This window comes from Rosenbergiella nectarea, from assembly GCF_900111105.1.
GTDB classification, from domain to species: Bacteria; Pseudomonadota; Gammaproteobacteria; order Enterobacterales; family Enterobacteriaceae; genus Rosenbergiella; species Rosenbergiella nectarea.
In genome coordinates this window covers 69,271-95,725 of the sequence record NZ_FOGC01000001.1, presented here as the reverse complement: position 1 = coordinate 95,725, position 26,455 = coordinate 69,271, and the positions used below count along the sequence as shown (strand labels likewise).

General features: G+C 47.3%; 26 protein-coding genes. 14 read left to right on the top strand and 12 right to left on the bottom strand.

Annotated features, from left to right (window positions below):
- On the bottom strand, positions 1–312 hold the full coding sequence (gene rplU, locus BMX14_RS00485) for a 50S ribosomal protein L21 (protein ID WP_029686306.1): 312 nt from the start codon (positions 310–312) through the stop codon (positions 1–3).
- A gap of 330 nt (positions 313–642) precedes the next feature.
- Between rplU and ispB the strand changes: the two genes are divergently transcribed.
- A complete protein-coding gene (gene ispB, locus BMX14_RS00480) occupies positions 643–1,614 on the top strand; it encodes an octaprenyl diphosphate synthase (protein ID WP_092671186.1) in 972 nt (323 codons plus the stop codon).
- 19 nt (positions 1,615–1,633) lie between these two features.
- Here the strand turns inward: ispB and BMX14_RS00475 are convergent, their stop codons facing one another.
- On the bottom strand, positions 1,634–2,242 hold the full coding sequence (locus BMX14_RS00475) for a fumarylacetoacetate hydrolase family protein (RefSeq protein ID WP_092671183.1): 609 nt from the start codon (positions 2,240–2,242) through the stop codon (positions 1,634–1,636).
- Between the two features lie 298 nt (positions 2,243–2,540).
- On the opposite strand from BMX14_RS00475, the gene BMX14_RS00470 reads away from it, so the two are divergent.
- Positions 2,541–2,840 carry a helix-turn-helix domain-containing protein gene (locus BMX14_RS00470; protein ID WP_092671180.1) on the top strand — a complete coding sequence of 100 codons (300 nt, stop codon included), beginning with the start codon at positions 2,541–2,543 and terminating at the stop codon, positions 2,838–2,840.
- Between the two features lie 74 nt (positions 2,841–2,914).
- Here BMX14_RS00470 and murA read toward each other — a convergent pair whose 3' ends face one another.
- The 7 genes from murA to mlaF all read right to left on the bottom strand — a co-directional run bounded on the left by murA (position 2,915) and on the right by mlaF (position 7,722).
- Positions 2,915–4,183 (bottom strand): UDP-N-acetylglucosamine 1-carboxyvinyltransferase, encoded by a 1,269-nt coding sequence (gene murA, locus BMX14_RS00465; protein ID WP_092671177.1) that lies wholly within the window; start codon positions 4,181–4,183, stop codon positions 2,915–2,917.
- Between the two features lie 68 nt (positions 4,184–4,251).
- Positions 4,252–4,506, bottom strand: a complete 255-nt coding sequence (gene ibaG, locus BMX14_RS00460) for a BolA family iron metabolism protein IbaG (RefSeq protein ID WP_092671174.1) — start codon at positions 4,504–4,506, stop codon at positions 4,252–4,254.
- A 100-nt stretch (positions 4,507–4,606) separates the two neighbouring features.
- Complete coding sequence (gene mlaB / locus BMX14_RS00455; RefSeq protein ID WP_092671172.1) at positions 4,607–4,906, bottom strand: lipid asymmetry maintenance protein MlaB; 300 nt, start codon at positions 4,904–4,906, stop codon at positions 4,607–4,609.
- Complete coding sequence (mlaC, locus tag BMX14_RS00450; protein WP_092671169.1) at positions 4,903–5,568, bottom strand: phospholipid-binding protein MlaC; 666 nt, start codon at positions 5,566–5,568, stop codon at positions 4,903–4,905. Before mlaC ends, mlaB begins: the two co-directional genes overlap by 4 nt.
- A gap of 11 nt (positions 5,569–5,579) precedes the next feature.
- Positions 5,580–6,116, bottom strand: a complete 537-nt coding sequence (mlaD, locus tag BMX14_RS00445; protein WP_092671166.1) for an outer membrane lipid asymmetry maintenance protein MlaD — start codon at positions 6,114–6,116, stop codon at positions 5,580–5,582.
- A 4-nt stretch (positions 6,117–6,120) separates the two neighbouring features.
- Positions 6,121–6,903 (bottom strand): lipid asymmetry maintenance ABC transporter permease subunit MlaE, encoded by a 783-nt coding sequence (mlaE, locus tag BMX14_RS00440; protein WP_092671163.1) that lies wholly within the window; start codon positions 6,901–6,903, stop codon positions 6,121–6,123.
- A 3-nt stretch (positions 6,904–6,906) separates the two neighbouring features.
- Entirely contained in the window at positions 6,907–7,722 is an 816-nt protein-coding gene (gene mlaF / locus BMX14_RS00435) for a phospholipid ABC transporter ATP-binding protein MlaF (RefSeq protein ID WP_092671160.1), read from the bottom strand.
- Positions 7,723–7,925: 203 nt separating this feature from the next.
- On the opposite strand from mlaF, the gene BMX14_RS00430 reads away from it, so the two are divergent.
- The 10 genes from BMX14_RS00430 (at position 7,926) to npr (ending at position 15,605) form a co-directional block, all read left to right on the top strand.
- Positions 7,926–8,909 carry a calcium/sodium antiporter gene (locus tag BMX14_RS00430; RefSeq protein WP_092671157.1) on the top strand — a complete coding sequence of 328 codons (984 nt, stop codon included), beginning with the start codon at positions 7,926–7,928 and terminating at the stop codon, positions 8,907–8,909.
- Positions 8,910–8,919: 10 nt separating this feature from the next.
- Complete coding sequence (gene kdsD, locus BMX14_RS00425) at positions 8,920–9,906, top strand: arabinose-5-phosphate isomerase KdsD (protein WP_092671154.1); 987 nt, start codon at positions 8,920–8,922, stop codon at positions 9,904–9,906.
- A gap of 17 nt (positions 9,907–9,923) precedes the next feature.
- Positions 9,924–10,487 carry a 3-deoxy-manno-octulosonate-8-phosphatase KdsC gene (gene kdsC / locus BMX14_RS00420; RefSeq protein ID WP_092671151.1) on the top strand — a complete coding sequence of 188 codons (564 nt, stop codon included), beginning with the start codon at positions 9,924–9,926 and terminating at the stop codon, positions 10,485–10,487.
- On the top strand, positions 10,484–11,047 hold the full coding sequence (lptC, locus tag BMX14_RS00415) for an LPS export ABC transporter periplasmic protein LptC (protein ID WP_092671148.1): 564 nt from the start codon (positions 10,484–10,486) through the stop codon (positions 11,045–11,047). The genes kdsC and lptC overlap by 4 nt, the downstream gene beginning before the upstream one ends.
- On the top strand, positions 11,031–11,582 hold the full coding sequence (gene lptA, locus BMX14_RS00410) for a lipopolysaccharide ABC transporter substrate-binding protein LptA (protein WP_092671145.1): 552 nt from the start codon (positions 11,031–11,033) through the stop codon (positions 11,580–11,582). Before lptC ends, lptA begins: the two co-directional genes overlap by 17 nt.
- Positions 11,583–11,587: 5 nt before the next feature.
- Positions 11,588–12,313: an LPS export ABC transporter ATP-binding protein gene (gene lptB / locus BMX14_RS00405; protein ID WP_092671142.1), complete on the top strand. Its 726-nt coding sequence runs from the start codon at positions 11,588–11,590 to the stop codon at positions 12,311–12,313.
- A 43-nt stretch (positions 12,314–12,356) separates the two neighbouring features.
- Positions 12,357–13,790: an RNA polymerase factor sigma-54 gene (rpoN, locus tag BMX14_RS00400; protein WP_092672415.1), complete on the top strand. Its 1,434-nt coding sequence runs from the start codon at positions 12,357–12,359 to the stop codon at positions 13,788–13,790.
- Between the two features lie 159 nt (positions 13,791–13,949).
- Entirely contained in the window at positions 13,950–14,432 is a 483-nt protein-coding gene (ptsN, locus tag BMX14_RS00395) for a PTS IIA-like nitrogen regulatory protein PtsN (protein WP_092671139.1), read from the top strand.
- 50 nt (positions 14,433–14,482) lie between these two features.
- Positions 14,483–15,343: an RNase adapter RapZ gene (gene rapZ, locus BMX14_RS00390; RefSeq protein ID WP_092671136.1), complete on the top strand. Its 861-nt coding sequence runs from the start codon at positions 14,483–14,485 to the stop codon at positions 15,341–15,343.
- Positions 15,333–15,605, top strand: a complete 273-nt coding sequence (npr, locus tag BMX14_RS00385) for a PTS phosphocarrier protein NPr (RefSeq protein WP_092671134.1) — start codon at positions 15,333–15,335, stop codon at positions 15,603–15,605. The genes rapZ and npr overlap by 11 nt, the downstream gene beginning before the upstream one ends.
- Before the next feature lie 4 nt (positions 15,606–15,609).
- Here npr and mtgA read toward each other — a convergent pair whose 3' ends face one another.
- Entirely contained in the window at positions 15,610–16,332 is a 723-nt protein-coding gene (gene mtgA / locus BMX14_RS00380; protein ID WP_092671131.1) for a monofunctional biosynthetic peptidoglycan transglycosylase, read from the bottom strand.
- A gap of 734 nt (positions 16,333–17,066) precedes the next feature.
- Positions 17,067–19,394, bottom strand: a complete 2,328-nt coding sequence (gene arcB / locus BMX14_RS00375; RefSeq protein ID WP_092671128.1) for an aerobic respiration two-component sensor histidine kinase ArcB — start codon at positions 19,392–19,394, stop codon at positions 17,067–17,069.
- A 629-nt stretch (positions 19,395–20,023) separates the two neighbouring features.
- Here arcB and gltB point away from each other — a divergent pair.
- Complete coding sequence (gene gltB / locus BMX14_RS00370; protein ID WP_092671125.1) at positions 20,024–24,490, top strand: glutamate synthase large subunit; 4,467 nt, start codon at positions 20,024–20,026, stop codon at positions 24,488–24,490.
- A gap of 9 nt (positions 24,491–24,499) precedes the next feature.
- Positions 24,500–25,918 carry an FAD-dependent oxidoreductase gene (locus BMX14_RS00365; RefSeq protein WP_092671122.1) on the top strand — a complete coding sequence of 473 codons (1,419 nt, stop codon included), beginning with the start codon at positions 24,500–24,502 and terminating at the stop codon, positions 25,916–25,918.
- A 44-nt stretch (positions 25,919–25,962) separates the two neighbouring features.
- Here BMX14_RS00365 and sspB read toward each other — a convergent pair whose 3' ends face one another.
- Complete coding sequence (sspB, locus tag BMX14_RS00360; protein ID WP_092671119.1) at positions 25,963–26,442, bottom strand: ClpXP protease specificity-enhancing factor; 480 nt, start codon at positions 26,440–26,442, stop codon at positions 25,963–25,965.
- Positions 26,443–26,455 lie beyond the last annotated feature (13 nt).

Sequence of the window (26,455 nt, the reverse complement as noted above, 5' to 3'; positions counted from 1 at the left end):
TTAAGCGCTGATGCCAGTAATTTTCACATCAGTGAACCACTGACGGTGGCCTTGCTGCTTACGATGGTGTTTACGACGACGAAACTTAACAATTTTAATTTTCTCGCCACGACCATGAGCTACGACTTCAGCTTTGATAACACCACCAGAAACTAACGGTGCACCAATAGTCACTTCTTCGCCATTAGCAATCATCAGAACCTGATCAAACTCAACAGTTTCACCGGTTGCAATGTCTAATTTTTCCAAGCGAACGGTCTGACCTTCGCTTACTCGGTGTTGTTTACCACCACTTTGGAAAACCGCGTACATATAAACTCCGCTTCTGCGCTAGCCTTTTAGGTTAAATAGGCGGCGCGATAAAATATTCACATAGGGCGCGAATTCTACGCAACTATCCTGCAGAAAACAAGTGAACTTTTCAGGTATTGCAGAAAAAAAAGCCAAGTCACGCTCCAAGGTTTCGCAATACGAAATTTCTAGTACAATAAGTTTATTCTTAGTGATCATTATTGATAAATTAACGCTCGATGAGAGTGTTACACTAACTCTTTGCCGTGGTTCTGGACACCAGCAGAATTTCCGCGACTTTTACCCGAAATGCCGTTAAAGATGGCTCACAGAGATAAACTGACTAATTGTATGAATTTAGAGCAGATAACAGAACTTACCGCCCTAGATATGGCAGCGGTAAATCAAAATATTCTCAAGCAGCTTGATTCAGATGTCGTACTCATCAGTCAGCTAGGCCATTACATCGTTAGCGGTGGCGGTAAACGAATTCGACCCATGATTGCGGTACTTGCTGCACGCGCACTGAATTACGAGGGTGAGAAACACATCCTCAATGCCGCCCTGATCGAATTTATCCATACCGCAACCCTACTTCACGATGACGTTGTCGATGAATCTGATATGCGTCGGGGCAAAGCCACCGCTAACGCAGCCTTTGGTAATGCGGCAAGCGTCTTGGTCGGTGACTTTATTTATACTCGTGCCTTTCAGATGATGACTCAATTAGGATCCTTGAAGATCCTTGAATTAATGTCGGAAGCGGTAAATGTGATCTCTGAAGGCGAGGTCTTGCAGTTGATGAACTGTAATGATCCGGATATCACCGAAGAGAGTTACTTACGTGTTATCTATAGTAAGACGGCACGTTTATTTGAGGCCGCTGCACAAACTTCAGCCATGCTCGCCGATGCCACGCCCGAGCAAGAACAAGCACTGAAAGATTACGGTCGTTATATTGGTACCGCCTTTCAGCTGATCGACGATCTGCTTGACTACAGCGCCGATAACGAAGCGCTAGGCAAAAATGTCGGTGACGATCTGAGTGAAGGTAAACCCACCCTTCCTCTGCTCCATGCGATGCGTAATGGTACCTCAGAACAAGCCGCGATGATCCGCCGCGCGATCGAGGAAGGGAATGGCCGTCATCTATTGGATCAAGTGCTTGAAACCATGCAGCAGTGTGGCTCCCTTGCCTGGACACAGCAGAGAGCGGAAGAAGAAGCTAACAAGGCAATTCAAGCCTTGGCGATACTTCCGGCCACTCCTTGGCGTGAAGCGCTCGAGGCCCTTGCGCAAATGTCGGTACAACGCGACCGCTAATCGACTACGAGCTACAAGCTTAATCCACTTGTAGCTCAGCCATTACCTTACCTTCTAGCATCAATCTCAGTTTATCTCCCGTTTCCAGCTTTCCCACGCCCTTCGGTGTTCCAGTGAAAATAATATCTCCTGGCTGCAGGGCGATATAGCGACTGATGAACGCAATAATGTGCTTAATACTGAATACCATTTCACTGCTCACGCCTTGCTGAACGGTCTGACCATTGATATCCAACGCAAAGTGGATCGGTTCTTGTACCGTCTGTTTCGGAACAAAATCACTGACATAGCAGGAGCCATTGAATCCTTTAGCCAGTAACCACGGTAATTTTTTGCTCTTTAAGTCGGCTTGTAGATCACGGGCAGTAAGATCTAACCCTATGGCAATAGTGTCGTAGTACGCATCAGCGTGATCGAACTCGATCTGAAAAGCGGTTGCAGAGATCCTCACAACAAGCTCTGTTTCGTAATGGACATCTTGGGAAAAAGTCGGCAACACGATGGTGTTGCCCACAATCAATGAGCTATTGGGCTTACTAAATACCACCGGATCTTCTTCAACACGATTACCTAGTTCTTGGGCATGTTCAGCATAATTACGGCCAATACAGTAGATGTTATTGATCATTATCGACTCCAGTTAAAGTTAACCAATAGGTTATCGTTATTGTGATCCTCTCTACGCTTGAACATAGCAGGGCTGCGTGCTCTTTTCCTCATAAATACTCTGCGCCCTAACACGTAATAACCCATTTTTTGGAATTAATAGGAGCTTTAACGTCTTGCATTAATTACGATAATTTTGCGATATATCCTGCATCCAAAATTAAACTAATGATATTTATATGGAAACTTTAGGTAATTTTCTGCTATAAATTCTATAGCATAAGAATTAAATGGATAATTCACATAGCATGGAGAAAGACATGGAAAAGTTAAAAAATGACTGGCACAGCGCAGATATCATTGCAGCATTACGTAAGAAGGGGACGTCGCTAGCCGCGGTCTCAAGAAATGCAGGTCTCAGCTCTTCAACCCTTGCCAATGCCCTTTCACGCCCTTGGCCAAAAGGCGAGCTATTAATTGCACAAGCCATTAATATTCACCCCGCCGAAATTTGGCCCAGTCGATACTACGATCCGATTACCCACGAATTATTGGATAGATCACAATTGATTCGATCAAAAAGAAAGAAAAAGCATAGCGAACCAGATGTGGGCTCTTAATCCCAACACTCACTACAAGTAAAAAAAAGCCCCGATACTAAGCAGTATTCGGGGCTTCTTCTAGCATTACAGCGTTATTCGCTGTCGCCAGGGACTCGATCAATGGTAGCACCGAGTCCACGGAGTTTATTTTCAATATGCTCGTAACCGCGATCGATATGATAGATACGCTCTACATAGGTTGTCCCTTCGGCGATACATCCCGCTAAGACTAAGCTTGCCGAGGCGCGTAAATCGGTCGCCATTACCTGAGCGGCAGACAGCTTTTCGACACCATAGCAAATCGCGGTATTACTCTCGATCTCAGCGTGCGCTCCCATACGAATGAGTTCTGGGATATGCATAAAACGGTTTTCGAAGATCGTTTCAGTAATGATCCCAGTGCCTTCTGCCACTAGGTTCAGTAGCGTGAATTGCGCTTGCATATCGGTAGGAAAGCCTGGATGAGGAGCGGTACGTATGTTCACAGCCTTTGGTCTACGCCCATGCATGTCCAATTTAATCCAATCTTCGCCCGTCTCAATCGTTGCACCAGCGTCACGAAGTTTCGCCAGTACAGCATCCATGGTATCGGGACGTGCTTTCTTACACAGAATGTTTCCGCCGGAAATCGCCGCTGCGATGAGGAAAGTTCCTGCCTCGATACGGTCAGCCACTACGGTGTAGGTGCCTCCGCCCAGACGTTCAACCCCTTCGATGGTAATTTTATCAGTACCTGCTCCGCTAATTTTCGCACCCAGCGTTTTTAAAAATTCAGCTGTGTCGACAATCTCTGGTTCACGAGCGGCGTTTTCGATAATTGTCGTGCCTTCTGCCACCGTTGCTGCGCTCATTATCGTAACGGTTGCCCCCACACTGACTTTATCCATGACGATGTGCGCACCCTTTAAGCGCCCATCGACCGTTGCTTTCACGTAGCCTTCTTCAAGCTTGATCTGTGCACCCAGCTGCTCAAGACCCGTAATGTGTAAGTCAACAGGACGCGCACCAATCGCACAGCCGCCAGGAAGAGAAACCTGCCCGTGGCCAAAACGCGCGACTAAGGGGCCAAGTGACCAAATGGATGCACGCATGGTTTTTACCAATTCGTACGGGGCGCAAAAGATATTTACTTGACTGGCATCAACCAGAACCGCACCATTTTTGCGCTCGACTTTAGCCCCTAATTGGGTCAACAACTTCATGGTCGTATCGATATCACGCAGTTCAGGAACATTTTGGAGTATTACAGGTTCCTCAGCGAGCAAAGCGGAAAATAGAATGGGTAGCGCCGCATTTTTTGCGCCAGAAATAGTGACTTCACCGCTTAAACGTGAAGGCCCCTGTACTCGAAATTTATCCATTGATACGGTTCTCAATTAACACTCAATATGCAGGATAGTGACCGCGGATGATCCGCCATCACTATAGTTTAGAAGCCATTTAATTTACGATCACGCGCCCATTCGGCGGGAGTATAGGCTTTAATGGAGACAGCGTGAATACGGTTATCCGCAATATATTGCATTAAGGGCGCGTAAACAGCCTGCTGCTTCTTAACACGGCTAAGTTCAGTAAACATCTCACCTACCGCTATCACTTGGAAGTGACTGCCATCGCCGGTGACATGGACTTCATCTAGCGTCAGTGCCTGTTCTAGCACCGCTTGGATTTCATTGGTTTCCATTGCGCTTTCCTACTCCTCAATTTAGGGCCGTTATCTTAGTCCAATTTGCCCTCATCATAAACAAGGAAAGCTCCTGAATCTATCAGCCAAATTTAATTGTTTACCCACTGACCTCATAAGGCAAAACACCTTGTAGATTATAAAGTGCAATCAGTGAACGTAGTGCGGGCTGCACACCTTGCAATAACAGTGGGTCTTTCGCGTCAACAGACGATGAAAAATGCACCAATAAGGCGAGGCCCGCAGAATCGACGCGTGAAAGCTGTGAAAGGTCGATAGCGCGGATGCCTGTTAATACCTGATGCCGCTGCTGCCATAGGCCTGCCAACGAGTCGTGCACTAATTCGCCCTGTAAGGAGAGTATACTCTCCTCACATTGCCAATGGAGTGTCTGGCTCATTTAGCGCCCTGGCCTAAGGTAATCGGTTGGTTGGCATAGACTTTTAATTGCGCAGTCAGCCCATCAATCCCCTTAGTACGCAGTAGATCTGCCCACTCGTTTTGCTTAGTAGTGATCATACTAATCCCTTCCGCAACCATATCGTAAGCTTGCCATTTTCCGCTTTGTGTATTCTTACGCCATTGAAAATCTAAGCGAACTGGCGGCCGCCCATCAGGATCGATAATGGAGACACGGATTGCTAGCATTTTTGCGTCACCCACCGGTTGTGCCGGTGCAACTTGATAAGTTTGCCCATGATAAAGCGCTAACGCTTGACCATAAGCTTGCGCGAGGTAATCCCCGAAAGCGTTAAAGTAGGCTTCTTTTTGTGCCGGCGTCGCTTGACTGTAGTAGCGACCGAGTACCAATGCCCCAGCGTATTTTATTTGTACGTAAGGCAGTAACTCTTGGCGCACAACATCGCGCAGATAGTTTGGATTTTGCTTAATTTTAGGCTGTTCATTTTTTAAACGGTTAAAAGTTTTTTCCGCAGCCTGATTCATCAAGGTATAAGGATTAGTTTGATCCACTTGCCCTTCAGTGGGCGCCGCCGCATACGCTGCGCCTATTGTCATCGGCATTACAGCCAGTACGCCTGCGAGAAGTAGTGATTTAGACATCTTATTTCCTCTTAGTGAGCGACAGGAGTCGGTTGGGGAGCAGCATTGTCTGACGCATCGTTGTCAGAAGATTTGCTATCGTTACTCTTATACAAGAATTGACCAATCAGATCTTCAAGCACCATCGCCGATTTGGTATCGGTAATTTTCCCGCCATTCTGTAACATGCTGGTTCCCAATTCAGGATCGCTAAAACCTAAGTTTAGCGCGAGATATTGCTCCCCTAATAAACCTTGGGTGCGAATAGCCAAACTACTGCTGTCTGGGATCTTGTTCAGGTATTGATCGTCAATCGCTAGGGAAACGGTTGGGGTCAAGGTGGCATTGGCAAGAGAAATATGGGTAACCCGGCCAATCACAACCCCGCCAATTTTGACCGGTGACCCTGCTTTCAATCCACCTATATTGTCAAATTCAGCGCTCAATGACCATGTTGGAGCACTGCGCCAAGCGGTGATATTTGCAACGCGTAAGCAGAGAAATAATCCTGCAAGTATCGCCAACAATAGAAATAACCCTACCCAGATTTCACTTTTTTTATTTTGCATAACCTTAATTCCCAAACATCAGTGCAGTAAGCACAAAATCTAATCCAAGGATCGCTAATGAAGCATGGACGACCGTTCGTGTTGTGGCACGGCTAATCCCTTCAGACGTCGGTGTCGCATCGAAACCATTGAACAGAGCTATCCAGGTCACCGTGATCGAGAAGACGATACTTTTGATCACACAGTTAACGAGATCAGTCTGAAAATCGACACTACTCTGCATCGCTCCCCAGAAGAACCCTGCATCGATTCCTTTCCAGAGAACCCCCACCAGCGCTCCTCCAAGTATGCCTACGGCAGTAAATATGATGGAGAGAAGCGGCATACTAATGACACCCGCCCAAAAACGTGGCGCCACGACTCTGCGCAGTGGGTCCACCGCCATCATTTCCATACTGGATAGTTGCTCGGTCGCTCTCATTAAGCCAACTTCAGCGGTTAACGCAGACCCCGCACGGCCAGCAAAGAGTAGTGCAGTGACCACCGGCCCTAATTCTCGGAGTAGAGAAAGGGCTACCACCATCCCTAAACTGGTTTCGGCACCATAGGTTTTTAATACCATGTAACCTTGAAGGCCAAGCACCATACCAATAAAAATACCGGAAACTAGAATTATCAGTAATGATAAAACCCCTAGACTATAGAGCTGTTGCAGGAGTAAACGCCCTTGTTGTAAGGGTTCAGGTTTACCGATGAGGGCGTGGAACAGCATCAATCCGGCGCGTCCCAGCGCTTGGCAGCGTGTAATTCCCCAGCGGCCAAGCTTCGCAAATACAGTTAACACCATGGTTTAGACACTCCTCGTCCCAACTAAATCTGTCAGATAATCTCCGGCAGGATAGCGGAAAGGTACCGGCCCATCAGCTTCTCCATTAATAAACTGCCGTACTTGCGGATTATCGTTCGCGCGTAAATCAGCTGGCTTTCCTTGGGCAACAATCCGTGCCCCCGCCACAATATAAGCATAGTCGGCAATACTTAACACCTCAGGCACATCGTGCGAAACCACGATACAGGTCACCCCCAAGGCTTGATTGAGCTCATCAATCAACTTCACTAACACGCTCATCGTAATGGGGTCCTGTCCAACGAACGGTTCATCGAACATGATCAAATCAGGCTCTAAGGCAATGGCCCGCGCGAGCGCGACACGCCGAGCCATACCGCCAGATAACTCTGCGGGCATCAACTTTTCTGCTCCGCGTAAGCCGACTGCCTCGAGTTTCATCATGACTGTGGTATGCAATAGGGCGGGAGGTAATTGCGTATGTTCCCGTAACGGCCATGCCACGTTGTCGTAAACGGTTAAGTCGGTAAAGAGTGCCCCCGATTGGAAGAGCATACTCATTTTTTTTCGAGCTTGATAAAGCTTACTTCTCGATAATGTTGGGATATTCTGGTTTTGAAACAATATTTCTCCAGAATCAGGGGTTAACTGCCCACCAATTAAACGTAATAAGGTGGTTTTACCAATACCGGATGGCCCCATAATCGCGGTAACTTTCCCTTTAGGAACCGTTAACGAAATATTGTCGAAAATAGTCCGGTTTTCCCTCTTAAACGACATATTACGAATATCCACAATGGGAGTTTGCGACTGCACCATAACGACCTCATTTCATGGATAGTGGTGATTAAGACTAGCGTAAATTTACCTAGGTAAACGAATTCTACCGAAAGGAGAAAATTTTTTTTAATTAATTACGGCTTAAAATTTACTTTTAGACAAAGTACCTTCAAAATTCTTAAAATTAAGCGGCTAATCGCCCCATAACCCTCTCGTTTGTTTGCGCTTACCAAGGAATATTGATGTTAATCTCAGCCATGCTGTTTATTGTTGGCTTATTTTTGCTCGCCTATGGCAGTGATCGGCTGGTCTTTAGCGCAGCGGTATTGAGTCGTATGCTGGGAATTTCTCCACTGATCATTGGCGGTGTCATTGTCGGGTTAGGAACCTCGCTTCCGGAGATTATTCTCTCTTTCTCAGCCTCCCAGCAAGGATTACGGGAACTCGCTGTCGGGCTCGCGTTGGGTTCGAACATTACCAATGTGTTATTCATTCTAGGTATTGCGCTCGTCCTGCGCCCGATCTCCTTACACTCGGCGCTGTTACGTCATGAATTGCCGTTAATGTTATTGGTAACCCTCCTTGCTGGATTGGTACTGGTAAATCAGCAATTAACCCTTTGGGATGGTTTTGCGCTGCTGTTTGTCGCGCTAGTGTACCTTTACGGTATGCTGCGTCTGATTAAACGTACCTCGAGCGACGCACCTGATCAGCTCACTCAAGAACAGTTATCAGTCTTACCCGATCAGCAAATCTCTTTTGCCGTCGCACTATTATGGTTGGGTGTGGCACTCATTCTATTACCGATTGCTACCCGTATGATCCTTGATAATACTTTGGTCGTAGCCGATTTTTTTGGATTAAGTCAACGTGTTGTCGGTCTCCTGTTTTTATCCGTCGGCACCAGCCTGCCCGAATTGGCGACTGTTATCGCGGGTATAACCCGTGGACAACAACATCTAGCGATAGGGAATTTAGTTGGCGCACATATTTATAATCTTGCTATCGCGCTAGGATTACCGGCACTCATTGATCCGGGCAAAATTTCCGAAAAAACAGTCAATCACGATTTTTGGCTAGTATTTGTCGCCAGTTCACTATTAACTTTACTTTGTCTGAAACAAAATAAGGTTAATGGGCGTAGTATAGGGTTACTATTGCTAACTGGATTTTTAATCTGGGCAATTTGGCTGTGCTGTCCATTCAGGCCAACGATGACATCTTAAGGATAATACTATGGGTTTTCAGCCTGAACCAAAAAACATCAATTTTATTGATGCGGGCAAGAAAGTGCTGCGTATTGAACGAGAGTGCTTAGAGCAATTAGAAGAATTTATTAATCAAGAGTTCGCCATCGCCTGTGAAATGATGTTCCATTGCTCAGGAAAAGTTGTTGTGATGGGAATGGGAAAATCGGGTCATATTGGCCGTAAAATTGCTGCGACGCTAGCCAGTACCGGCACGCCTGCTTTTTTTGTTCATCCTGGAGAAGCCAGTCATGGCGATTTAGGGATGATCAGCCCGAACGATATCGTCTTAGCGATCTCGAACAGTGGAGAGTCCCAAGAAATCCTTTCTCTAATCCCTGTGATTAAGCGATTAGCGATCCCATTACTCTGTATGACAGGAAGACCTGAAAGTACCATGGCGCGGGCTGCACAAGTCCATCTTTGTATTAAGGTTCCGTTTGAAGCTTGCCCACTCGGCTTAGCACCAACCAGCAGTACGACGGCGACCCTAGTAATGGGCGACGCCCTGGCAGTCGCCCTATTAGAAGCGAAAGGATTCACGCAAGAAGATTTCGCGTTGTCGCATCCTGGCGGAGCCCTAGGTCGAAAACTACTGCTTCATGTTAGTGATATAATGCACTCGGGCGGCGAAGTCCCTACCGTAACGGAGCATGCCTCGTTACGTGATGCGCTTTTTGAGATCACACGGAAAAAAATGGGGATGACCGTCATTGTCCAGGCTGAAGGCCAAATTGCGGGAATTTTTACGGACGGCGATTTACGCAGGGTGATCGATATGAATATCGACCTACAATCGACCCCTATCGCTCAAGTTATGACGCATGGAGGTATTCGCGTACCTCCGCAAATCTTGGCTGTGGATGCGCTGAATATTATGCAACAAAAAAATATTACCTCTCTCCTGGTTGAAGAGCAGGGGAAGTTGATAGGTGTTGTACACTTGCACGATATGCTACGTGCTGGCGTCGTATAAACAGGACAGATTATTTAATGAATGTAGAAAGCCACTTCGACTCATGTTATGGCCCCATTCCACACGAAGTGATGGAACGCGCAGCGGAGATAACACTCCTTATCTGTGATGTGGACGGCGTAATGTCCGATGGTAACGTCTATCAAGGGAATTCTGGTGAAGAACTCAAAGCCTTTAATGTTAGGGACGGCTATGGGATCCGCTGCTTGTTAACGAGTGAGATTGAGGTCGCGATTATTACCGGGCGAAAAGCAAAACTACTTGAAGATCGTTGCACTACCCTCGGTATCCAGCATTTGTACCAAGGGCAATCTAATAAAGTCATTGCCTATCAGCAGTTACTCGACAATCTCCGATGTGCTCCGCACCAAGTCGCCTACATTGGCGATGACTTGATCGATTGGCCAGTCATGAAGCAGGTTGGATTAAGTGTCGCAGTCGCCGATGCTCACCCGCTTATTCAACAACGTGCACATTACACAACAGGTATTGCGGGCGGACGAGGCGCAGTCAGAGAACTTTGTGATATTATCCTTATGGCACAAAAAAAATTTGAACAAGCCGAAGGGTTATCAATATGAATAACGCGCGTAAATGGATAACGGGTCTTCTCGCGGTGGTCGCGCTGGTGCTGATCGGCTGGAACATTACCTCATCGGATAATAAAAACGCATCGCCAGCCTCTAACGCTCAATCTCCTACCTATACCAGCGAGACATCGAAAACGGCTGTCTATAACCCGCAAGGGTCGTTGGCCTATCGGCTAGTGTCAGAACAAGTCGAATATTATAATCAGCAACAATTGACTTGGTTTATTCAACCCGTATTAACGACTTATGACGATTCAAAACGTGCAACTTGGGTATTAACTGCCGATAAGGCAAAACTCACGCAAGACAGAATGCTCTACCTTTATGGGCATGTCGTCGTGCAATCTCAACTTTCAGACTCGCGCTTACAACGTCTCACTACTGATTCCGCAGAAGTTAATTTAGTAACACAAGATGTCACCTCTAGTGATAAAGTGAAGCTTCAAGGCATTGGATTTGAGTCTAACGGAATGAAATTACGCGGTAACTTACGCGCGAAAACAGCCGATCTACTTGAAAAGGTAAATACTTCTTATGAAATTCAAAAATAAATCTTCTTTACATCTGCTGCTAGCAAGCGGATTACTTGCGCTAAGTCTCCCTGCATTAGCCGTTACAGGCGACTCAGATCAGCCTGTCCGTGTTAATTCGATCAACCAATCTTTGGATATGGACGGTAATATTGCCACCTTCACTGGTAATGTCATTATTACGCAAGGGACGATTAAAATCCAAGCGGACAAAGTCGTCGTCACCCGCCCTGGGGGGGATAGTAAAAAAACCTTAGTCGATGCTTACGGTAATCCAGCGACCTTTTACCAAATGCAAGACAATGGTAAACCCGTGAAAGGCAGCGCCAGCAAACTTCACTATAACTTAGCCGCAGATTCCATCGAACTGACCGGTAAAGCCCACGTCCAACAACTTGATAGTAATATCAACGGTGACCGCATCACTTATCTGGTTAAAGCACAGAAAATGCAAGCTTACAGCCAAGGTCAGTCAAAGCGTGTTACAACGGTATTGATGCCGTCTCAGCTACAGGATGACAAAAAATCCTCCCCCCCTAAAACCAGAGGTCAATAAGTCCTATGGCAACGTTAACGGCAAAAAACTTAGCGAAGTCTTATAAAGGCAGACAAGTGGTGGGCGATGTCAGCCTAGACGTTAAATCCGGTGAGATAGTCGGCTTATTAGGGCCCAACGGTGCAGGAAAAACCACCACCTTTTACATGGTTGTCGGCATCGTTCAACGTGACGCCGGGCGAATCATTATTGATGATGAAGATATTAGCTTGCTACCCTTACATGCGCGTGCACGTCGCGGTATAGGTTACCTTCCTCAAGAAGCCTCTATCTTCAGACGGTTAAGCGTCTACGATAACTTAATGGCGGTGTTACAGATCCGCGACGATCTGAACAACGAACAGCGTAAAGCGCGGGCCGACGAACTTCTGAAAGAGTTTCATATTGAACACTTAAGAAAAAGTTTAGGCCAATCGTTGTCCGGTGGCGAGCGCCGCCGTGTAGAAATCGCACGTGCTTTAGCGGCTAATCCTAAATTTATTTTATTGGATGAACCCTTTGCAGGTGTTGACCCGATCTCGGTGATTGATATAAAAAAGATTATCGAACATTTACGCGACAGTGGCCTAGGTGTGTTGATCACAGACCATAATGTGCGAGAAACCCTCGCGGTGTGTGAACGTGCCTATATAGTAAGCCAAGGACAACTGATTGCTCACGGGACTCCAGAAGAGATCCTCGAGGATGAGCAAGTGAAACGGGTGTATTTAGGAGAGGAATTCCGACTGTAGTCTCAGGCTGTTTTTTTACTTTCTGGCAATTGGGTCTATGATGATGAAACAAAGTCTGCAATTCAGACTCAGCCAGCAGCTGGCAATGACTCCACAGTTGCAGCAGGCGATTCGCTTGCTGCAACTTTCTACTCTTGAACTGCAGCAAGAACTGCAACTCGCCTTAGAGAGTAATCCATTACTGGAACAAACCGACTCTCTCTCTGAAATTGATGCGGTGGAAGATACAGAAAGTGCCTCGCTTGATACGCGTGAAGCTCTAGAACAGCATGATATGCCGTCTGAGCTTCCTCTTGATACCGAATGGGACTCTATCTATACCGCAGGCACGCCGTCCGGTACTGGCAGCGATTATCATCAAGATGAACTGCCTGTTTATCAGGGAGAAACGACGCAATCTCTGCAAGATTACCTAACATGGCAAGCGGATCTAACGCCCTTTTCGGAAACGGACCGTGCGATCGCCACCTCTATTATTGATGCAATTGACCCCACTGGATATCTCACTGTCCCGCTTGACGATATCTTAGAAAGCGTGGGTATCGACGATTGCGATATCGAGGAGGTCGAGGCGGTATTGAAACGTATCCAACACTTTGACCCTATTGGTGTTGCCGCTCGGGATCTACAAGAGACTCTGCTGATACAGCTCTCGCAATTCGCGGTGGATACCCCATACCTGCCTGAGGCGCGGAGTATCATTCAACAACATCTCGACCTCCTCGCTAACCACGACTTTAGAGGGTTGATGCGGGTCACTCGGTTAAAAGAGGATGTGTTAAAAGCCGCTATACAGCTGATTCAAACATTGGATCCTCGACCTGGTCAGTCGGTCAACACGGGCGATTCAGACTATGTTATCCCTGATGTGTTGGTCAAAAAAATCGGCAAAAAATGGGGAGTTGAGCTCAACTCAGATAGTCTACCCCGCTTGGGCATTAATCAGCATTACGCTGCGATGAGCGGCGGTTCGACCAACGAAAGTGATAATCAATTTATTCGTAGCCACTTGCAAGAAGCCCGTTGGTTAATCAAAAGCGTGGAAAGTCGTAATGAGACCCTGCTTAAAGTTTCTCGGTGTATTGTCGAACAGCAACAGGCTTTCTTCGAGCTAGGAGAAGAGCATATGCGTCCGATGGTCCTGGCGGATATTGCCGACGTGATAGAGATGCATGAATCAACGATCTCGCGGGTCACGACACAGAAGTTTTTACACAGTCCGCGAGGCATCTTCGAGCTTAAATATTTCTTCTCAAGCCACGTCAACACGGACAATGGTGGCGAGGCATCCTCGACAGCCATTCGAGCGCTCGTTAAACGCTTTATTGCCGCCGAAAATCCCGCTAAGCCACTGAGCGATAGTCGATTGACCACCTTACTGTCTGAGCAAGGAATTATTGTCGCCCGTCGGACTGTTGCCAAGTACCGTGAGTCCCTGGCCATCCCTCCCTCTAATCAGCGAAAACGGCTCGTCTAAGCATATTGCGCAACGTTAATAAAAAGCGCATAGTGATTTCAGCTATGTAAATTATTTGCCTGCATAAAGTGTTCTGTTACCATGCAGGCCAATCAATGATCGTCCTTAACCACGGTGTATGTGTCTGACTCAACCTCAAACCGTCAGCAAGTGAATACTATGAATAGCGACCTCCCTTTAGAATTAGGTAATGTGCTCACGCTTGATTGCACACGCAGTAATGTTAACTGCCAAAGTAAAAAACGAGCGTTAGAGATAATTAGCGAAATTGCGGCGGGCCAGCTTAATCTGCCTCATCAACTTATATTTGAAACGATTCTCAATCGTGAAAAGATGGGGAGCACTGGTATTGGCGGCGGGATAGCCATTCCTCACGGTAAGCTTGAGCAAGATACGTTACGCTCAGTCGGCGTTTTTATTAAGCTCGAACACCCTATTGCTTTTGATGCTGTAGATAACCAACCCGTCGATCTGCTTTTTGCGTTATTGGTGCCTGCTGGGCAATGCAAAATACATCGTCATACCCTATCGTTAATCGCTAAACGCTTAGCGAATAAAGCCGTCTGCCGACAACTTCGCCAAGCCGACAGCGACGAGATGCTCTATCAAATTTTGATGGGCGATGAAGATGATGAAGAGTGATAACCCTTAACCCAGACTGACTCGTAAGGTTCGCAGGAGAAAATAAAGTCATGGCACTGATGATCGTCAGCGGTCGTTCCGGCTCCGGTAAATCGGTCGCGCTGCGCGCGCTAGAGGATATGGGGTTCTATTGTGTCGATAACCTCCCCGTTGAGCTATTACCGGAACTTGCGGCTACCTTAGCCAAGAGAGAGATATCAGCGGCGGTAAGTATCGACATCAGAAATATGCCCGAGTCCCCGCAGCTTTTTGAAGCCATATTGGACCGGCTTGATGTCGAATTCTCCCCTCAACTTCTATTCTTTGATGCCAATACCAACACGTTAATCCGTCGCTATAGTGACACCCGCCGACTACATCCATTGAGCGCAAGAAATCTTTCGCTAGAAGATGCTATCCAACACGAGTCTGAACTACTCGAACCCTTGCGTTCCCGCGCCGATCTGGTGATCGACACCTCGGAAATGTCCGTGCATGAACTGGCGGAGATGTTACGTACTCGGCTCTCGGGTAAGCCAGAGCGAGAGCTTACCATTGTCTTCGAATCCTTTGGATTCAAGTATGGTTTACCCGTCGATGCAGACTATGTGTTTGATGTAAGGTTTCTACCCAATCCACACTGGGATGCAAAGCTCCGCCCGATGACCGGGAGGGATCGCCCGGTCTGTCAGTTTTTGGAACGTCATACCGATGTTCACCAGTTCATCTATCAAACGCGCAGCTATCTTGAATTATGGTTGCCGATGCTGGAACGTAATAATCGTAGCTACCTTACCGTGGCAATCGGCTGTACCGGAGGAAAGCATCGTTCCGTCTATATTGCTGAGCAATTAGCAGATTACTTTGCTTCTCGCGGTAAGAATGTTCAACGTCGACATCGTACCTTGGAAAAGAAGAATCATGACCGTTAAACAAACTGTTTCTATCCAAAATAAGTTGGGAATGCATGCACGCCCTGCAATGAAGCTGTTTGAATTAGTTCAGAGCTTCGATGCTGAAGTTCTACTCAGAAATGAGGCGGGAACCGAGGCTGAAGCGAACAGCGTTATTGCCTTACTGATGTTAGACTCAGCCCAAGGTGGCAAGATTGAGGTGGAAGCAAGCGGCCTGCAAGAAGTTGAAGCCTTACAGGCCGTTGTCGAACTTTTCGCCTCAAGGTTTGACGAAGAGTAATGGGTTAGTAGAGGTGATGCTGTGTTAAAAAAGGCTGCCCGCCCAGTTGGCGCATTTGACGCATTATCCATTGCTGTCTCATTTGGATATAGCGCGAAGGAGCCTGCGCTTTGTAGCGTAGTGGTGAAGGTAATACCGCTGCAAGTAATGCTGCCTGCCCTTCAGTTAGTTGCTTAGCAGGCTTATGGAAATAGGCTTGCGAAGCGGCTTCCACCCCGAAGATCCCTGGCCCAAACTCCGCCACGTTAAGATAGACAGTCAGGATGCGTTTTTTACGCCAAATCGCTTCAATACCAAGCGTCATTACCGCTTCAATTGCCTTACGTACCCAACTGCGCCCATCCCATAAGAACATATTTTTGGCTGTTTGCTGTGACAACGTCGAAGCCCCGCGTAAATGAGTCTCTCCTTGCTGCGTGAGGGCCGTGCTCACAGCGCCAAAATCGATTCCCCAATGCTCAGGAAAACGTTGATCCTCCGACGCAATCACGGCGAGAGGCATCCACGGAGAGATCTCGTCCATAGCGACCCAATCAGAATGTGCACGGTATGAGAAGTTACCTGACGCCCAGGCACCGATTTGCCGCTCAACCATTACCGCAGAATAAGGGACTGGAAGAAAAGTCCACAATAAGACAGCGAGAAACCAGAGGCCTATGCAGGCTAAAAGAATCTTTGAGAGGCCTTTCTTTATCGATCCGAGCCTTGTTGTGCGTTTTGATTTCATTGTCACCGTTCACCCTAACAGGAGATCTTCACTTTCTAATCGTCCTATTATAAAGATTCACGCCTTTAAGAGGTATCCATCTCAACAACTTTCACAACAAGGTTAAAAGGAAACGGTTCCAGTCTTTCATCTTGAATCGGTCTGCAGGATAGTGACTCCGTGAATTATGAATAAAATTTAATCATATTGAATTAGACATCGCCAATATCGCTCTCATTTGCTAAACTATAACTTAACAGAATGATAACTTACTGGTAAAAATACCGCGCTAAATTTTCTTTAGCGATTACTCATCGGTCGCATAGATGAGGAAGATTAAACTGTATTTTAGTAATTTAACCTTTTAATCTCCTAAAGCATTAGCAAAACCCATCATTTACTGAAGATTAAAAGGTCTACCCCGATAAAAATAAGCTAATCTTTTGGGAAAATGGTTGCCTACCCTGTATATCCCTTGATAGTATAAGGTTATTAGGCATTAGCAAGGCTTGAGTATCAACTTAACAGGCGTTATCGGCGTTTTTTTGGTCGCTTTGATATTAAATGCATTACTTATGCTAATGTCTTCTAGAAATCGGTACCATTTATTTGTTACAGTAGTGGCAGTACCCAATACCACTGAATAGCAACGCGATTACTCTCAAAAAAAGAATGATTTTTTTCGCTATTCGGTTCAGTTTCCCTGGTGTTGGCGCAATCTTCGCGCACCCCGGTTTATCCGGGGTAATTTTTCTCTACGACTTTCTACTCACCCACTCTTTCAACACAGCAATATCGTTCTGCCAAGTGCTATGTAGCTCGTCTACCCAATCTTGAACATTGTCCCACCATGCCGGTAATTCAGGTGACTGTATCTGTTGAGCAATCTTTTGCAGATGTTTAAGACCGATAGCTCCTGCCGCTCCCTTAATCTTATGTCCCTGCTCAGCAATCTCGGTTTGGTCTCGTGCTAACATATTCGAATCCAGCGCCTCAAGATAGCCCGGCATCATTTTCTCGAACATAGTGAGTCCATCGTGAATGAGCGAAGGTCCGACTAAACTCAAATACTGCTCTAGCATTTCGGTATCCAGCCTACCCGAATGGTCAGGCGTTAGCGGCACGATGAGGTCCGCAGCCTCTGTCGCTTGAGGATCCCAAAACTGTTTAATGGTTGCCGTTAAGGCGGGAACCGAAAGGGGCTTGCTTAATACCCCATCGAGTCCAGCGTTGAGATACTCGCTCTTGTTCTTTAACACATTCGCGGTCAACGCAACTAAGGGAGGAAGCTGTTGTGCAGTAAAGCGTTCTTTTAATGCTCTTGCGACGTCTAATCCCGTCATATCCGGTAATTGAATATCAAGTAACACCATATCAAACTCATCAGGCTCGAACAGATCTAACGCCTCTTGTCCGGTCATTGCAACATCGATCGAACAGCCTAAGTTTTCAAGCACTGAGCGGGCGACCACAACATTTAGCTCAATATCCTCGACAAGTAATATATGCAAAGCCGGTAGGAGCCACTCTTCTTCCTCCTGCGTCTCGGAAGCTTCGGTAACCACCTCAGGGGCACAGACATCGAGCGTAAAGCATGCTCCGTGATGAGGTTCACTCTCCACACTGAGACTCCCTCCCATGGCTTCGGCGATACGAGCCGACACAGCCAGGCCTATCCCGGTTCCGGTTGCAGGTTTACCACCGTGCTCATCTTCTACTTGATAATACATGGCAAAGATTTTGTCCTGTTCAGACTGTGGGATACCTATACCCGAGTCTTGAACCGCAAACGTAAGATGTTGTGACTGATAACTGACATGGATGGAGATTTCCCCTTCTTTTGTGAACTTGACCGCATTGCTGATCAAATTCCATAAAATTTGGCGAAGACGCGTCCCATCCGTCAGGACGGTTTGCGGTAGTGGGGCATCAGCCTGCATCGAGAATAGCAGTCCTTTGGGTTGGACCAATAGCCCAGTCAGATTTTCAAGATCAGCGATAAAATCTGTAAAATTGGTCGATTGGCGATCCAGTTTAATATTCTGACGTTCGATTTTGTCCATCTCGATAACGTCGTTAAAAATATTCCCTAAAGTAATGGCAGAAACATGGATGGTTTTTAAGTAATTCAACTGCTCAGAGTCTAATTGAGTATCTAACAGGATCCGACTTAATCCAACAATGCCATTCAAGGGAGTGCGCAGCTCATGGCTGATGGTCGAGATGAAGGTCGTTTTATCACGACTCGCATTTTCTAACGCTTCTTGGTAACGCTTACGCTCAGTAATGTCTCGGCCAAAGCCCATCAAGCCATTACGCTTCCCTATACGGTCGTAGTAAGGCACCTTACGCACCTCAAAGCAGGCTTTTTTACCATCAGGGTAATGTAACCATTGCTCATAGGTGAGTGCGATATTGTGGCGAAAAACCTTTTCATCGGTGGCGAGGATTTTCTCCGCCGCTTCCGCCTCGTAGACATCTTGTGGTGTTAACCCCACAAGCTGCTGTTCGCTTTTTCCGGTTAACAGCTCTAATGCACGGTTGCACCCAGAAAATTGGCGATCGATATTGCGGTAAAATACCAGGTCTGGTGAGGCATCTAAAAAAGATCGCAGAAATGAGGATTGCTGCTCCAACTCAGTTTGCGCCTTGATCCGCCCTTCCATCTCTTCTTCGAGTTTAAGGATCGCTCGTTCACGTGCTTGCTCAGCATTGCAGCGCTCAGCAATTTCTTGGTTGAGCTGCGTAATGGTTTGTTGCATCTGTTGATTAAGCTGTAAGTCACGGTCACGCATCTCTTCTAATTTATCGACTAACCTCGCCAAGCGCTGACGAGACTCTTCAAGTTGATCAACGACTACGGACAGAAAATAGACAGCCCAAGGGGTGATCAATAACCCAAAGAATATGGAGCGCACGACATCAATCGATTCGACATGACCGTGTAGCAGAAGCGTTACCGCCATTTGCACGATCATCGCCAATACCACTAACGCAGACGCCAGGAGAAGGGAAAAGCGAACGAGGCCAAGTTTGACCATTAAATCAACGTAATACTGCGCTAGTAGGCGGATATGTTTCATAATCACTCCATCGTCGAGAAGTGAACATGATAGCGTAAAAATAAAGCGGTAAGCAGAAGATTAGCACATGGATTTAAATGCTAATCATTTGAATTTACATTCATCTTTTTTTACTCCACCGCGCAATTCGTGCAAGGAGAAAAATAAAAAAAATTGTATTGATAAAAATAGTTAAAAAATTCATTTATCACTACCTAGACGATATATATCACTGTCATTACTCCCTCTAACAGAATCCAACGCTTGAAATCGGGCTGCACCATAGTGATACAGCTCACATAAAACGACTGCACCATAACAATGCAAACGAATAAAAATAAGATAAAAAACAAATATAATCATGATGATACAATAAAATCAGCAATGAAACATTTGTTACCTTACCAATTTGACCTCGGTCATAATTCCCGATAAGTTGGAATTCAACTGGTAGCTATCTGTGCGGAAGGCAGTATCCCCGCTTAATTTTTCAGTAATTAAACGTTCCCTGCTGACATCATCATCTTGGTCCGCCAAGGTCACAGGCGCTAACGCGAATTTACGCTCCTAACCATTACCCTAGCCCATGCAGCGTTACCTGTAGAAAGTGCTGGAAGAAAAGGGCCGCAGAGCCCGTGGAGGTTGACTCAATGTTGTATGATAAATCCTTTGAGAAGGATAACTGTGGCTTCGGACTTATTGCCCATATAGAGGGTGAACCCAGCCATAAAGTTGTCAGAACGGCAATCCATGGTCTCGCACGTATGCAACACCGTGGCGCAATTCTTGCGGATGGCAAAACGGGTGATGGTTGCGGACTCTTGCTGCAAAAACCCGATCGCTTCTTTAGATATATTGCGGAAACGCAAGGGTGGGGCCTGGCGCGTAACTACAGCGTTGGGATGCTGTTCCTGAATAACGATCCTGAAAAAGCGGCGATTTCGCGTAAAATCATCGAAGAAGAAGTCTTACGTGAAACGCTCTCTGTCGTCGGTTGGCGCGAAGTGCCGATCAATCGCGATGTACTCGGCGAAGTCGCTCTATCGTCCCTCCCCGTTATTGAGCAACTTTTTATTAATGCTCCTGCGGGTTGGCGTCCACGTGATATGGAACGTCGCCTATATATGGCACGCCGTCGTATCGAAAAACGTGTCGAGGCGTTAGGTGACACTGAATTCTATATTTGTAGCTTCTCTAATCAAGTTAACATCTATAAAGGCTTATGCATGCCTGCCGACTTACCGAGATTCTATCTCGATTTGGCTGACTTGCGCTTAGAATCCTCTATCTGTCTGTTTCACCAACGTTTCTCGACCAATACCGTTCCACGCTGGCCGCTGGCTCAGCCTTTTCGTTATATGGCCCATAACGGTGAAATTAATACCATTGCGGGTAACCGCCAGTGGGCAAGAGCCCGTGCTTACAAATTTAATACGCCATTGATCCCTGATCTGCAGACTATTGCTCCGTTTGTGAATGAAACCGGCTCAGATTCAAGTTCAATGGATAATATGCTAGAGCTATTCTTAAACGGCGGGATGGACTTGGTCCGTGCCATGCGTTTACTGGTTCCGCCAGCCTGGCAGAATAACCCCGATATGGACCCCGATTTACGTGCCTTCTTCGATTTCAACTCTATGCATATGGAGCCTTGGGATGGACCGGCGGGGATTGTGATGTCAGATGGTCGCTATGCTGCCTGTAACCTTGATCGTAACGGGTTGCGTCCGGCACGCTACGTAATCACTAAGGATAAGTTAATCACCTGCGCCTCCGAAGTCGGTATTTGGGATTATCAACCCGATGAAGTGGTCGAGAAAGGCCGGGTTGGTCCAGGCGAGTTAATGGTGATTGATACCCGTAATGGCCGTATCCTCCACTCAGCAGAAACCGATAATGACCTGAAAAGTCGCCATCCTTACAAAACGTGGATGGAGAAAAACGTTAAACGCTTGGTTCCTTTTGAAGAGCTTCCTGAAGACCAAGTGGGGAAACGTCAGCTTGATGATACGCAGCTCGCCACATGGCAAAAACAGTTCGGCTACAGCAGTGAAGAGTTGGATACCGTCATTCGTGTGCTGGGTGAAAATGGACAAGAAGCTGTCGGATCAATGGGTGACGATACTCCCTTTGCCGTACTGAGCAGTCGTCCACGTATTATTTATGACTACTTCCGCCAGCAATTCGCGCAGGTGACTAACCCACCTATCGACCCCTTACGTGAAAATCATGTAATGTCGTTGGCCACCTGTATCGGACAAGAGATGAACGTGTTCTGCGAGGCAGAAGGACAAGCACACCGTGTAAGTTTCAAGTCACCCATCTTACTCTATTCAGATTTCTCACAGCTGACGCAATTAGACACTCAGTACTACCGTGCTGATACGATCGATTGTACCTTTAATCCGGCTGAAGAGACGTTAGAAGCCGCTATCTATCGCTTAAACGACCAAGCAGAGGAAAGGGTTCGCAGCGGCACCGTATTACTCGTCCTGTCAGATAGGCATATTACGGCAGAAAGGCTCCCCGTCCCGGCGCCAATGATCGTCGGTGCGGTACAAGCGCGTCTCGTAGAGAAAAGTCTTCGCTGTGATGCCAATATTATTGTTGAAACGGCTTCGGCCCGCGACCCACATCATTTTGCTGTTCTCCTGGGCTTTGGCGCAACCGCGATCTATCCCTGGTTAGCCTATGAAACCTTAGCGAAAATGGCGGACTGTGGCATCATCGATCATGATTATCGTAAAGCAATGTTGAATTACCGTAACGGTATCAACAAAGGCTTGTACAAAATTATGTCGAAAATGGGAATTTCAACGGTTGCCTCCTACCGTTGTTCGAAGCTATTTGAAGCCGTGGGACTGCATACTGATATTACTAAGCTTTGCTTCCAAAACGTGACCAGCCGTATCGGCGGTGCGAATTTTAGCGACTTCGAACAAGACCTCGTGAATCTGTCTAAACGTGCATGGTTAGCCCGTAAGCCTCTCGATCAAGGTGGATTATTGAAGTATGTCCATGGCGGCGAATATCACGCTTATAATCCGGATATTGTTAACAGCTTGCAGCGTGCGGTAGAAAGTGGTGACTATGCGGATTATCTCAACTACGCCCAACATGTGAATAACCGCCCTGTGGCGACGTTACGCGATTTACTGGCGCTGAAACCAAGCGAAAAAGTCATCAATATTGATGAAGTTGAACCGGCAACCGAACTCTTCAAACGCTTCGATACCGCTGCAATGTCGATTGGCGCACTGAGCCCAGAGGCCCACGAAGCGCTGGCTGAAGCGATGAACAGCATCGGTGGTTTCTCGAACTCCGGTGAAGGGGGAGAGGATCCCGCGCGCTACGGCACGAATAAGGTGTCGCGGATTAAGCAAGTGGCTTCGGGACGTTTCGGTGTGACACCCGCCTACTTAGTTAACGCTGATGTGATTCAGATTAAGGTTGCACAAGGGGCTAAGCCAGGTGAAGGCGGTCAATTACCGGGCGATAAAGTCACGCCTTATATTGCACGGTTACGCTATTCTGTTCCGGGTGTTACCTTGATCTCACCTCCGCCACACCACGACATCTATTCGATTGAGGATTTGGCGCAGCTTATTTTTGACCTCAAGCAAGTTAACCCTAAGGCGATGATTTCCGTCAAGCTGGTATCAGAGCCAGGCGTAGGAACCATCGCGACCGGGGTTGCAAAAGCCTACGCCGATTTAATTACCGTTGCAGGGTACGATGGCGGCACGGGGGCAAGCCCGCTGACCTCAGTGAAGTATGCCGGTTGTCCTTGGGAACTAGGCTTAGTGGAAACACAACAAGCGTTGGTTGCTAACGGACTACGTCACAAAATCCGTTTACAGATTGATGGTGGATTAAAAACCGGCCTCGATATCATCAAGGCTGCCATTCTTGGTGCAGAAAGCTTCGGTTTCGGTACGGGCCCAATGGTCGCTTTGGGCTGTAAATACCTGCGTATTTGTCACCTTAATAACTGTGCGACAGGCGTTGCAACACAAGATGAGAAATTACGTAAGAACCACTATCACGGTCTTCCTTTCAAAGTGACAAACTACTTTGAATTCATTGCCCGTGAGACACGTGAAATCATGGCTTCTTTAGGTGTAAGTCGCCTAACCGACTTGATAGGGCGAACAGATCTATTGACCGCATTGGAAGGTTTCACGGCAAAACAGCAAAAGCTGAATCTAGGTCCGTTACTCGAGACAGCAACCCCGGTTGCAGGCAAGGCATTGTATTGTACGGAATCGAACCCGCCTTTCGATAAGGGAACGCTGAATAAGGCGCTATTGGAACAGGCACTGCCCTACATTGAGACAAAACAGAGCAAACATTTTTACTTTGATGTCAAAAATACTGACCGCTCAATTGGCGCAACCTTATCCGGTGCGATCGCTCAACGTTACGGTGACCAAGGACTGGCAAGTGATCCTGTTCAGGTTCATTTAACCGGTACAGCAGGACAAAGCTTCGGTGTCTGGAATGCCGGAGGACTTGAAATGATCCTGACGGGTGATGCCAATGACTATGTTGGAAAAGGGATGGCTGGCGGCCTCTTGGCGATTCGCCCACCTATCGGCTCAGCCTTCCGTAGCCACGAAGCCACCATTGCGGGGAACACCTGCTTATATGGTGCGACAGGCGGCAAACTGTTTGCAGCGGGCCGTGCAGGTGAACGTTTTGCGGTACGTAACTCCGGTGCTATTACGGTTGTCGAGGGAATTGGCGACAATGGCTGTGAGTACATGACAGGAGGCGTGGTGTGCGTGATCGGTCGTACTGGCGTCAATTTCGGTGCGGGCATGACCGGTGGCTTTGCGTACGTTCTTGATGAGGACGGCGAATTCCGTAAACGTGTCAACAGCGAGTTGGTCGAGGTCTTAGACGTCGCCACCCTGCCTATTCATGAAGAGCATCTGCGAGGCTTAATCACCGAGCACGTGCAATATACACAATCCAGTCGTGGTGAAGAGATCCTTGCACAATGGTCGAACTGGTCAGAGAAATTTATGCTGATCAAACCCAAATCGAGCGATGTGAAAGCACTGCTAGGACACCGCAGCCGGTCAGCGGCAGAATTACGAGTACAGGCGCAGTAAGGAGCGACAATGAGCCAAAATGTGTATCAATTTATTGACTTACAGCGCGTTGATCCTCCAAAGAAACCGCTGCAACTTCGTAAAATAGAATTTGTTGAAATCTACGAGCCCTTCTCTGAAGGGCAAGTCAAGGCGCAAGCCGACCGCTGCTTAGATTGTGGTAACCCCTATTGTGAATGGAAATGTCCGGTACATAACTACATTCCAAACTGGTTAAAGTTAGCCAATGAAGGGCGGATCATCGAAGCGGCAGAACTCTCACATCAGACCAACAGCCTGCCCGAGGTCTGTGGCCGTGTTTGCCCACAGGATCGTCTCTGTGAAGGTTCTTGTACGCTAAATAATGATTTCGGTGCCGTGACCATTGGCAACATCGAACGCTACATCAACGATAAAGCAATGGAAATGGGTTGGCGCCCAGACATGTCGCACGTTAAGTCAGTAAATAAACGTGTTGCAGTCATTGGTGCCGGTCCTGCCGGGCTTGCCTGTGCCGACGTACTGACACGTAATGGTGTGAGCGTGACCGTCTTTGATCGCCACCCAGAGATTGGCGGGCTTTTAACCTTTGGTATCCCTTCTTTCAAACTTGAAAAAGACGTGATGATCAAACGTCGGGAACTGTTCGAAGGGATGGGGATTGAGTTCCGGTTAAACGTCGAGGTTGGCCAAGATATTACGATGCAAAGCCTGGTTGATGAGTATGACTCCGTCTTCTTAGGGGTTGGCACCTATCAATCAATGCGAGGTGGACTCAGCAATGAAGATGCAGAAGGTGTTTACGACGCCTTACCTTTCCTTATCGCGAATACCCGCAAAACCATGGGTTTCGATGCGCTGGCTGAGCAACCTTACTTAGATATGAACGCGAAGCGCGTTGTGGTACTCGGTGGGGGTGATACCGCAATGGACTGTGTCAGAACCTCGATTCGTCAAGGTGCGACCAACGTCATTTGTGCGTATCGTCGCGATGAGGTCAACATGCCTGGTTCACGTCGGGAAGTGAAAAATGCACGCGAAGAAGGCGTCGATTTCCAATTTAACCTACAACCATTAGGCGTCGAGATCGACGGCAGCGGGAAAGTGATTGCTGTTAAAATGGTTAGGACCGAGATGGGCCCCGCTGATGCCGCCGGTCGCCAACAAGCTCAACCTGTAGCAGGATCAGAGCATGTTATCGCAGCCGATGCAGTGATTCTTGCTTTTGGGTTCCGTCCACACAGCATGCCTTGGCTCGATGAGTTCAACGTTGAATTTGATGCGACCGGACGAATTGTGGCACCTGAAACGGCTGACATTGCATTCCAAACTAGTCACCCCAAGATCTTTGCAGGCGGTGATGCGGTAAGAGGATCTGACCTCGTCGTGACCGCGATAGCGGAAGGCAGAAAAGCGGCAGAAGGTATTCTCGATTATCTTGAAGTGTAGAAAATGAAAAAGAGCGCTGATAGCGCTCTTTTTTTTAGCCAATATTATTTTACGACACGTAACGCTGGGCGACCACCTTTAGGAGGAGGGGTATCATCATCGCCATCGGTATGCTCAGTCTCACCATCGCCATCTATTAATGACATTTTAGGCTCATGAGTCACCTCGATGTCGACATTCGCCTCAACATCATCATACTGCGGCTCAGGTTCGAACGTGGTGCCAGCACCATTTTCACGGGCATAAAGTGCCATAACGGCAGCGAGAGGGACGAATACTTGACGCGGAACGCCCCCAAAGCGCGCATTGAAACTGACGAACTCATTGCCCAGTTCCAAGTTCCCCACGGCACGCGGAGCAATGTTAAGGACAATTTGTCCATCACGTGCAAATTCCAAAGGCACTTCCACACCAGGAAGATTAATATCAACCACCAGATGTGGCGTTAGCTCGTTATCTAACAACCAATCATAGAATGCCCGCAGTAGATACGGACGACGTGCCGTTAAATTTGTCATATCCATAAGTATAAGCCTC

What these genes read in the sequence shown, in the direction of transcription:
- rplU (WP_029686306.1), bottom strand. Translation starts at nt 312, where the DNA reads ATGTACGCGGTTTTCCAAAGTGGTGGTAAACAACACCGAGTAAGCGAA.
- ispB (WP_092671186.1), top strand. Translation starts at nt 643, where the DNA reads ATGAATTTAGAGCAGATAACAGAACTTACCGCCCTAGATATGGCAGCG.
- BMX14_RS00475 (WP_092671183.1), bottom strand. Translation starts at nt 2,242, where the DNA reads ATGATCAATAACATCTACTGTATTGGCCGTAATTATGCTGAACATGCC.
- BMX14_RS00470 (WP_092671180.1), top strand. Translation starts at nt 2,541, where the DNA reads ATGGAAAAGTTAAAAAATGACTGGCACAGCGCAGATATCATTGCAGCA.
- murA (WP_092671177.1), bottom strand. Translation starts at nt 4,183, where the DNA reads ATGGATAAATTTCGAGTACAGGGGCCTTCACGTTTAAGCGGTGAAGTC.
- ibaG (WP_092671174.1), bottom strand. Translation starts at nt 4,506, where the DNA reads ATGGAAACCAATGAAATCCAAGCGGTGCTAGAACAGGCACTGACGCTA.
- mlaB (WP_092671172.1), bottom strand. Translation starts at nt 4,906, where the DNA reads ATGAGCCAGACACTCCATTGGCAATGTGAGGAGAGTATACTCTCCTTA.
- mlaC (WP_092671169.1), bottom strand. Translation starts at nt 5,568, where the DNA reads ATGTCTAAATCACTACTTCTCGCAGGCGTACTGGCTGTAATGCCGATG.
- mlaD (WP_092671166.1), bottom strand. Translation starts at nt 6,116, where the DNA reads ATGCAAAATAAAAAAAGTGAAATCTGGGTAGGGTTATTTCTATTGTTG.
- mlaE (WP_092671163.1), bottom strand. Translation starts at nt 6,903, where the DNA reads ATGGTGTTAACTGTATTTGCGAAGCTTGGCCGCTGGGGAATTACACGC.
- mlaF (WP_092671160.1), bottom strand. Translation starts at nt 7,722, where the DNA reads ATGGTGCAGTCGCAAACTCCCATTGTGGATATTCGTAATATGTCGTTT.
- BMX14_RS00430 (WP_092671157.1), top strand. Translation starts at nt 7,926, where the DNA reads ATGTTAATCTCAGCCATGCTGTTTATTGTTGGCTTATTTTTGCTCGCC.
- kdsD (WP_092671154.1), top strand. Translation starts at nt 8,920, where the DNA reads ATGGGTTTTCAGCCTGAACCAAAAAACATCAATTTTATTGATGCGGGC.
- kdsC (WP_092671151.1), top strand. Translation starts at nt 9,924, where the DNA reads ATGAATGTAGAAAGCCACTTCGACTCATGTTATGGCCCCATTCCACAC.
- lptC (WP_092671148.1), top strand. Translation starts at nt 10,484, where the DNA reads ATGAATAACGCGCGTAAATGGATAACGGGTCTTCTCGCGGTGGTCGCG.
- lptA (WP_092671145.1), top strand. Translation starts at nt 11,031, where the DNA reads ATGAAATTCAAAAATAAATCTTCTTTACATCTGCTGCTAGCAAGCGGA.
- lptB (WP_092671142.1), top strand. Translation starts at nt 11,588, where the DNA reads ATGGCAACGTTAACGGCAAAAAACTTAGCGAAGTCTTATAAAGGCAGA.
- rpoN (WP_092672415.1), top strand. Translation starts at nt 12,357, where the DNA reads ATGAAACAAAGTCTGCAATTCAGACTCAGCCAGCAGCTGGCAATGACT.
- ptsN (WP_092671139.1), top strand. Translation starts at nt 13,950, where the DNA reads ATGAATAGCGACCTCCCTTTAGAATTAGGTAATGTGCTCACGCTTGAT.
- rapZ (WP_092671136.1), top strand. Translation starts at nt 14,483, where the DNA reads ATGGCACTGATGATCGTCAGCGGTCGTTCCGGCTCCGGTAAATCGGTC.
- npr (WP_092671134.1), top strand. Translation starts at nt 15,333, where the DNA reads ATGACCGTTAAACAAACTGTTTCTATCCAAAATAAGTTGGGAATGCAT.
- mtgA (WP_092671131.1), bottom strand. Translation starts at nt 16,332, where the DNA reads ATGAAATCAAAACGCACAACAAGGCTCGGATCGATAAAGAAAGGCCTC.
- arcB (WP_092671128.1), bottom strand. Translation starts at nt 19,394, where the DNA reads ATGAAACATATCCGCCTACTAGCGCAGTATTACGTTGATTTAATGGTC.
- gltB (WP_092671125.1), top strand. Translation starts at nt 20,024, where the DNA reads ATGTTGTATGATAAATCCTTTGAGAAGGATAACTGTGGCTTCGGACTT.
- BMX14_RS00365 (WP_092671122.1), top strand. Translation starts at nt 24,500, where the DNA reads ATGAGCCAAAATGTGTATCAATTTATTGACTTACAGCGCGTTGATCCT.
- sspB (WP_092671119.1), bottom strand. Translation starts at nt 26,442, where the DNA reads ATGGATATGACAAATTTAACGGCACGTCGTCCGTATCTACTGCGGGCA.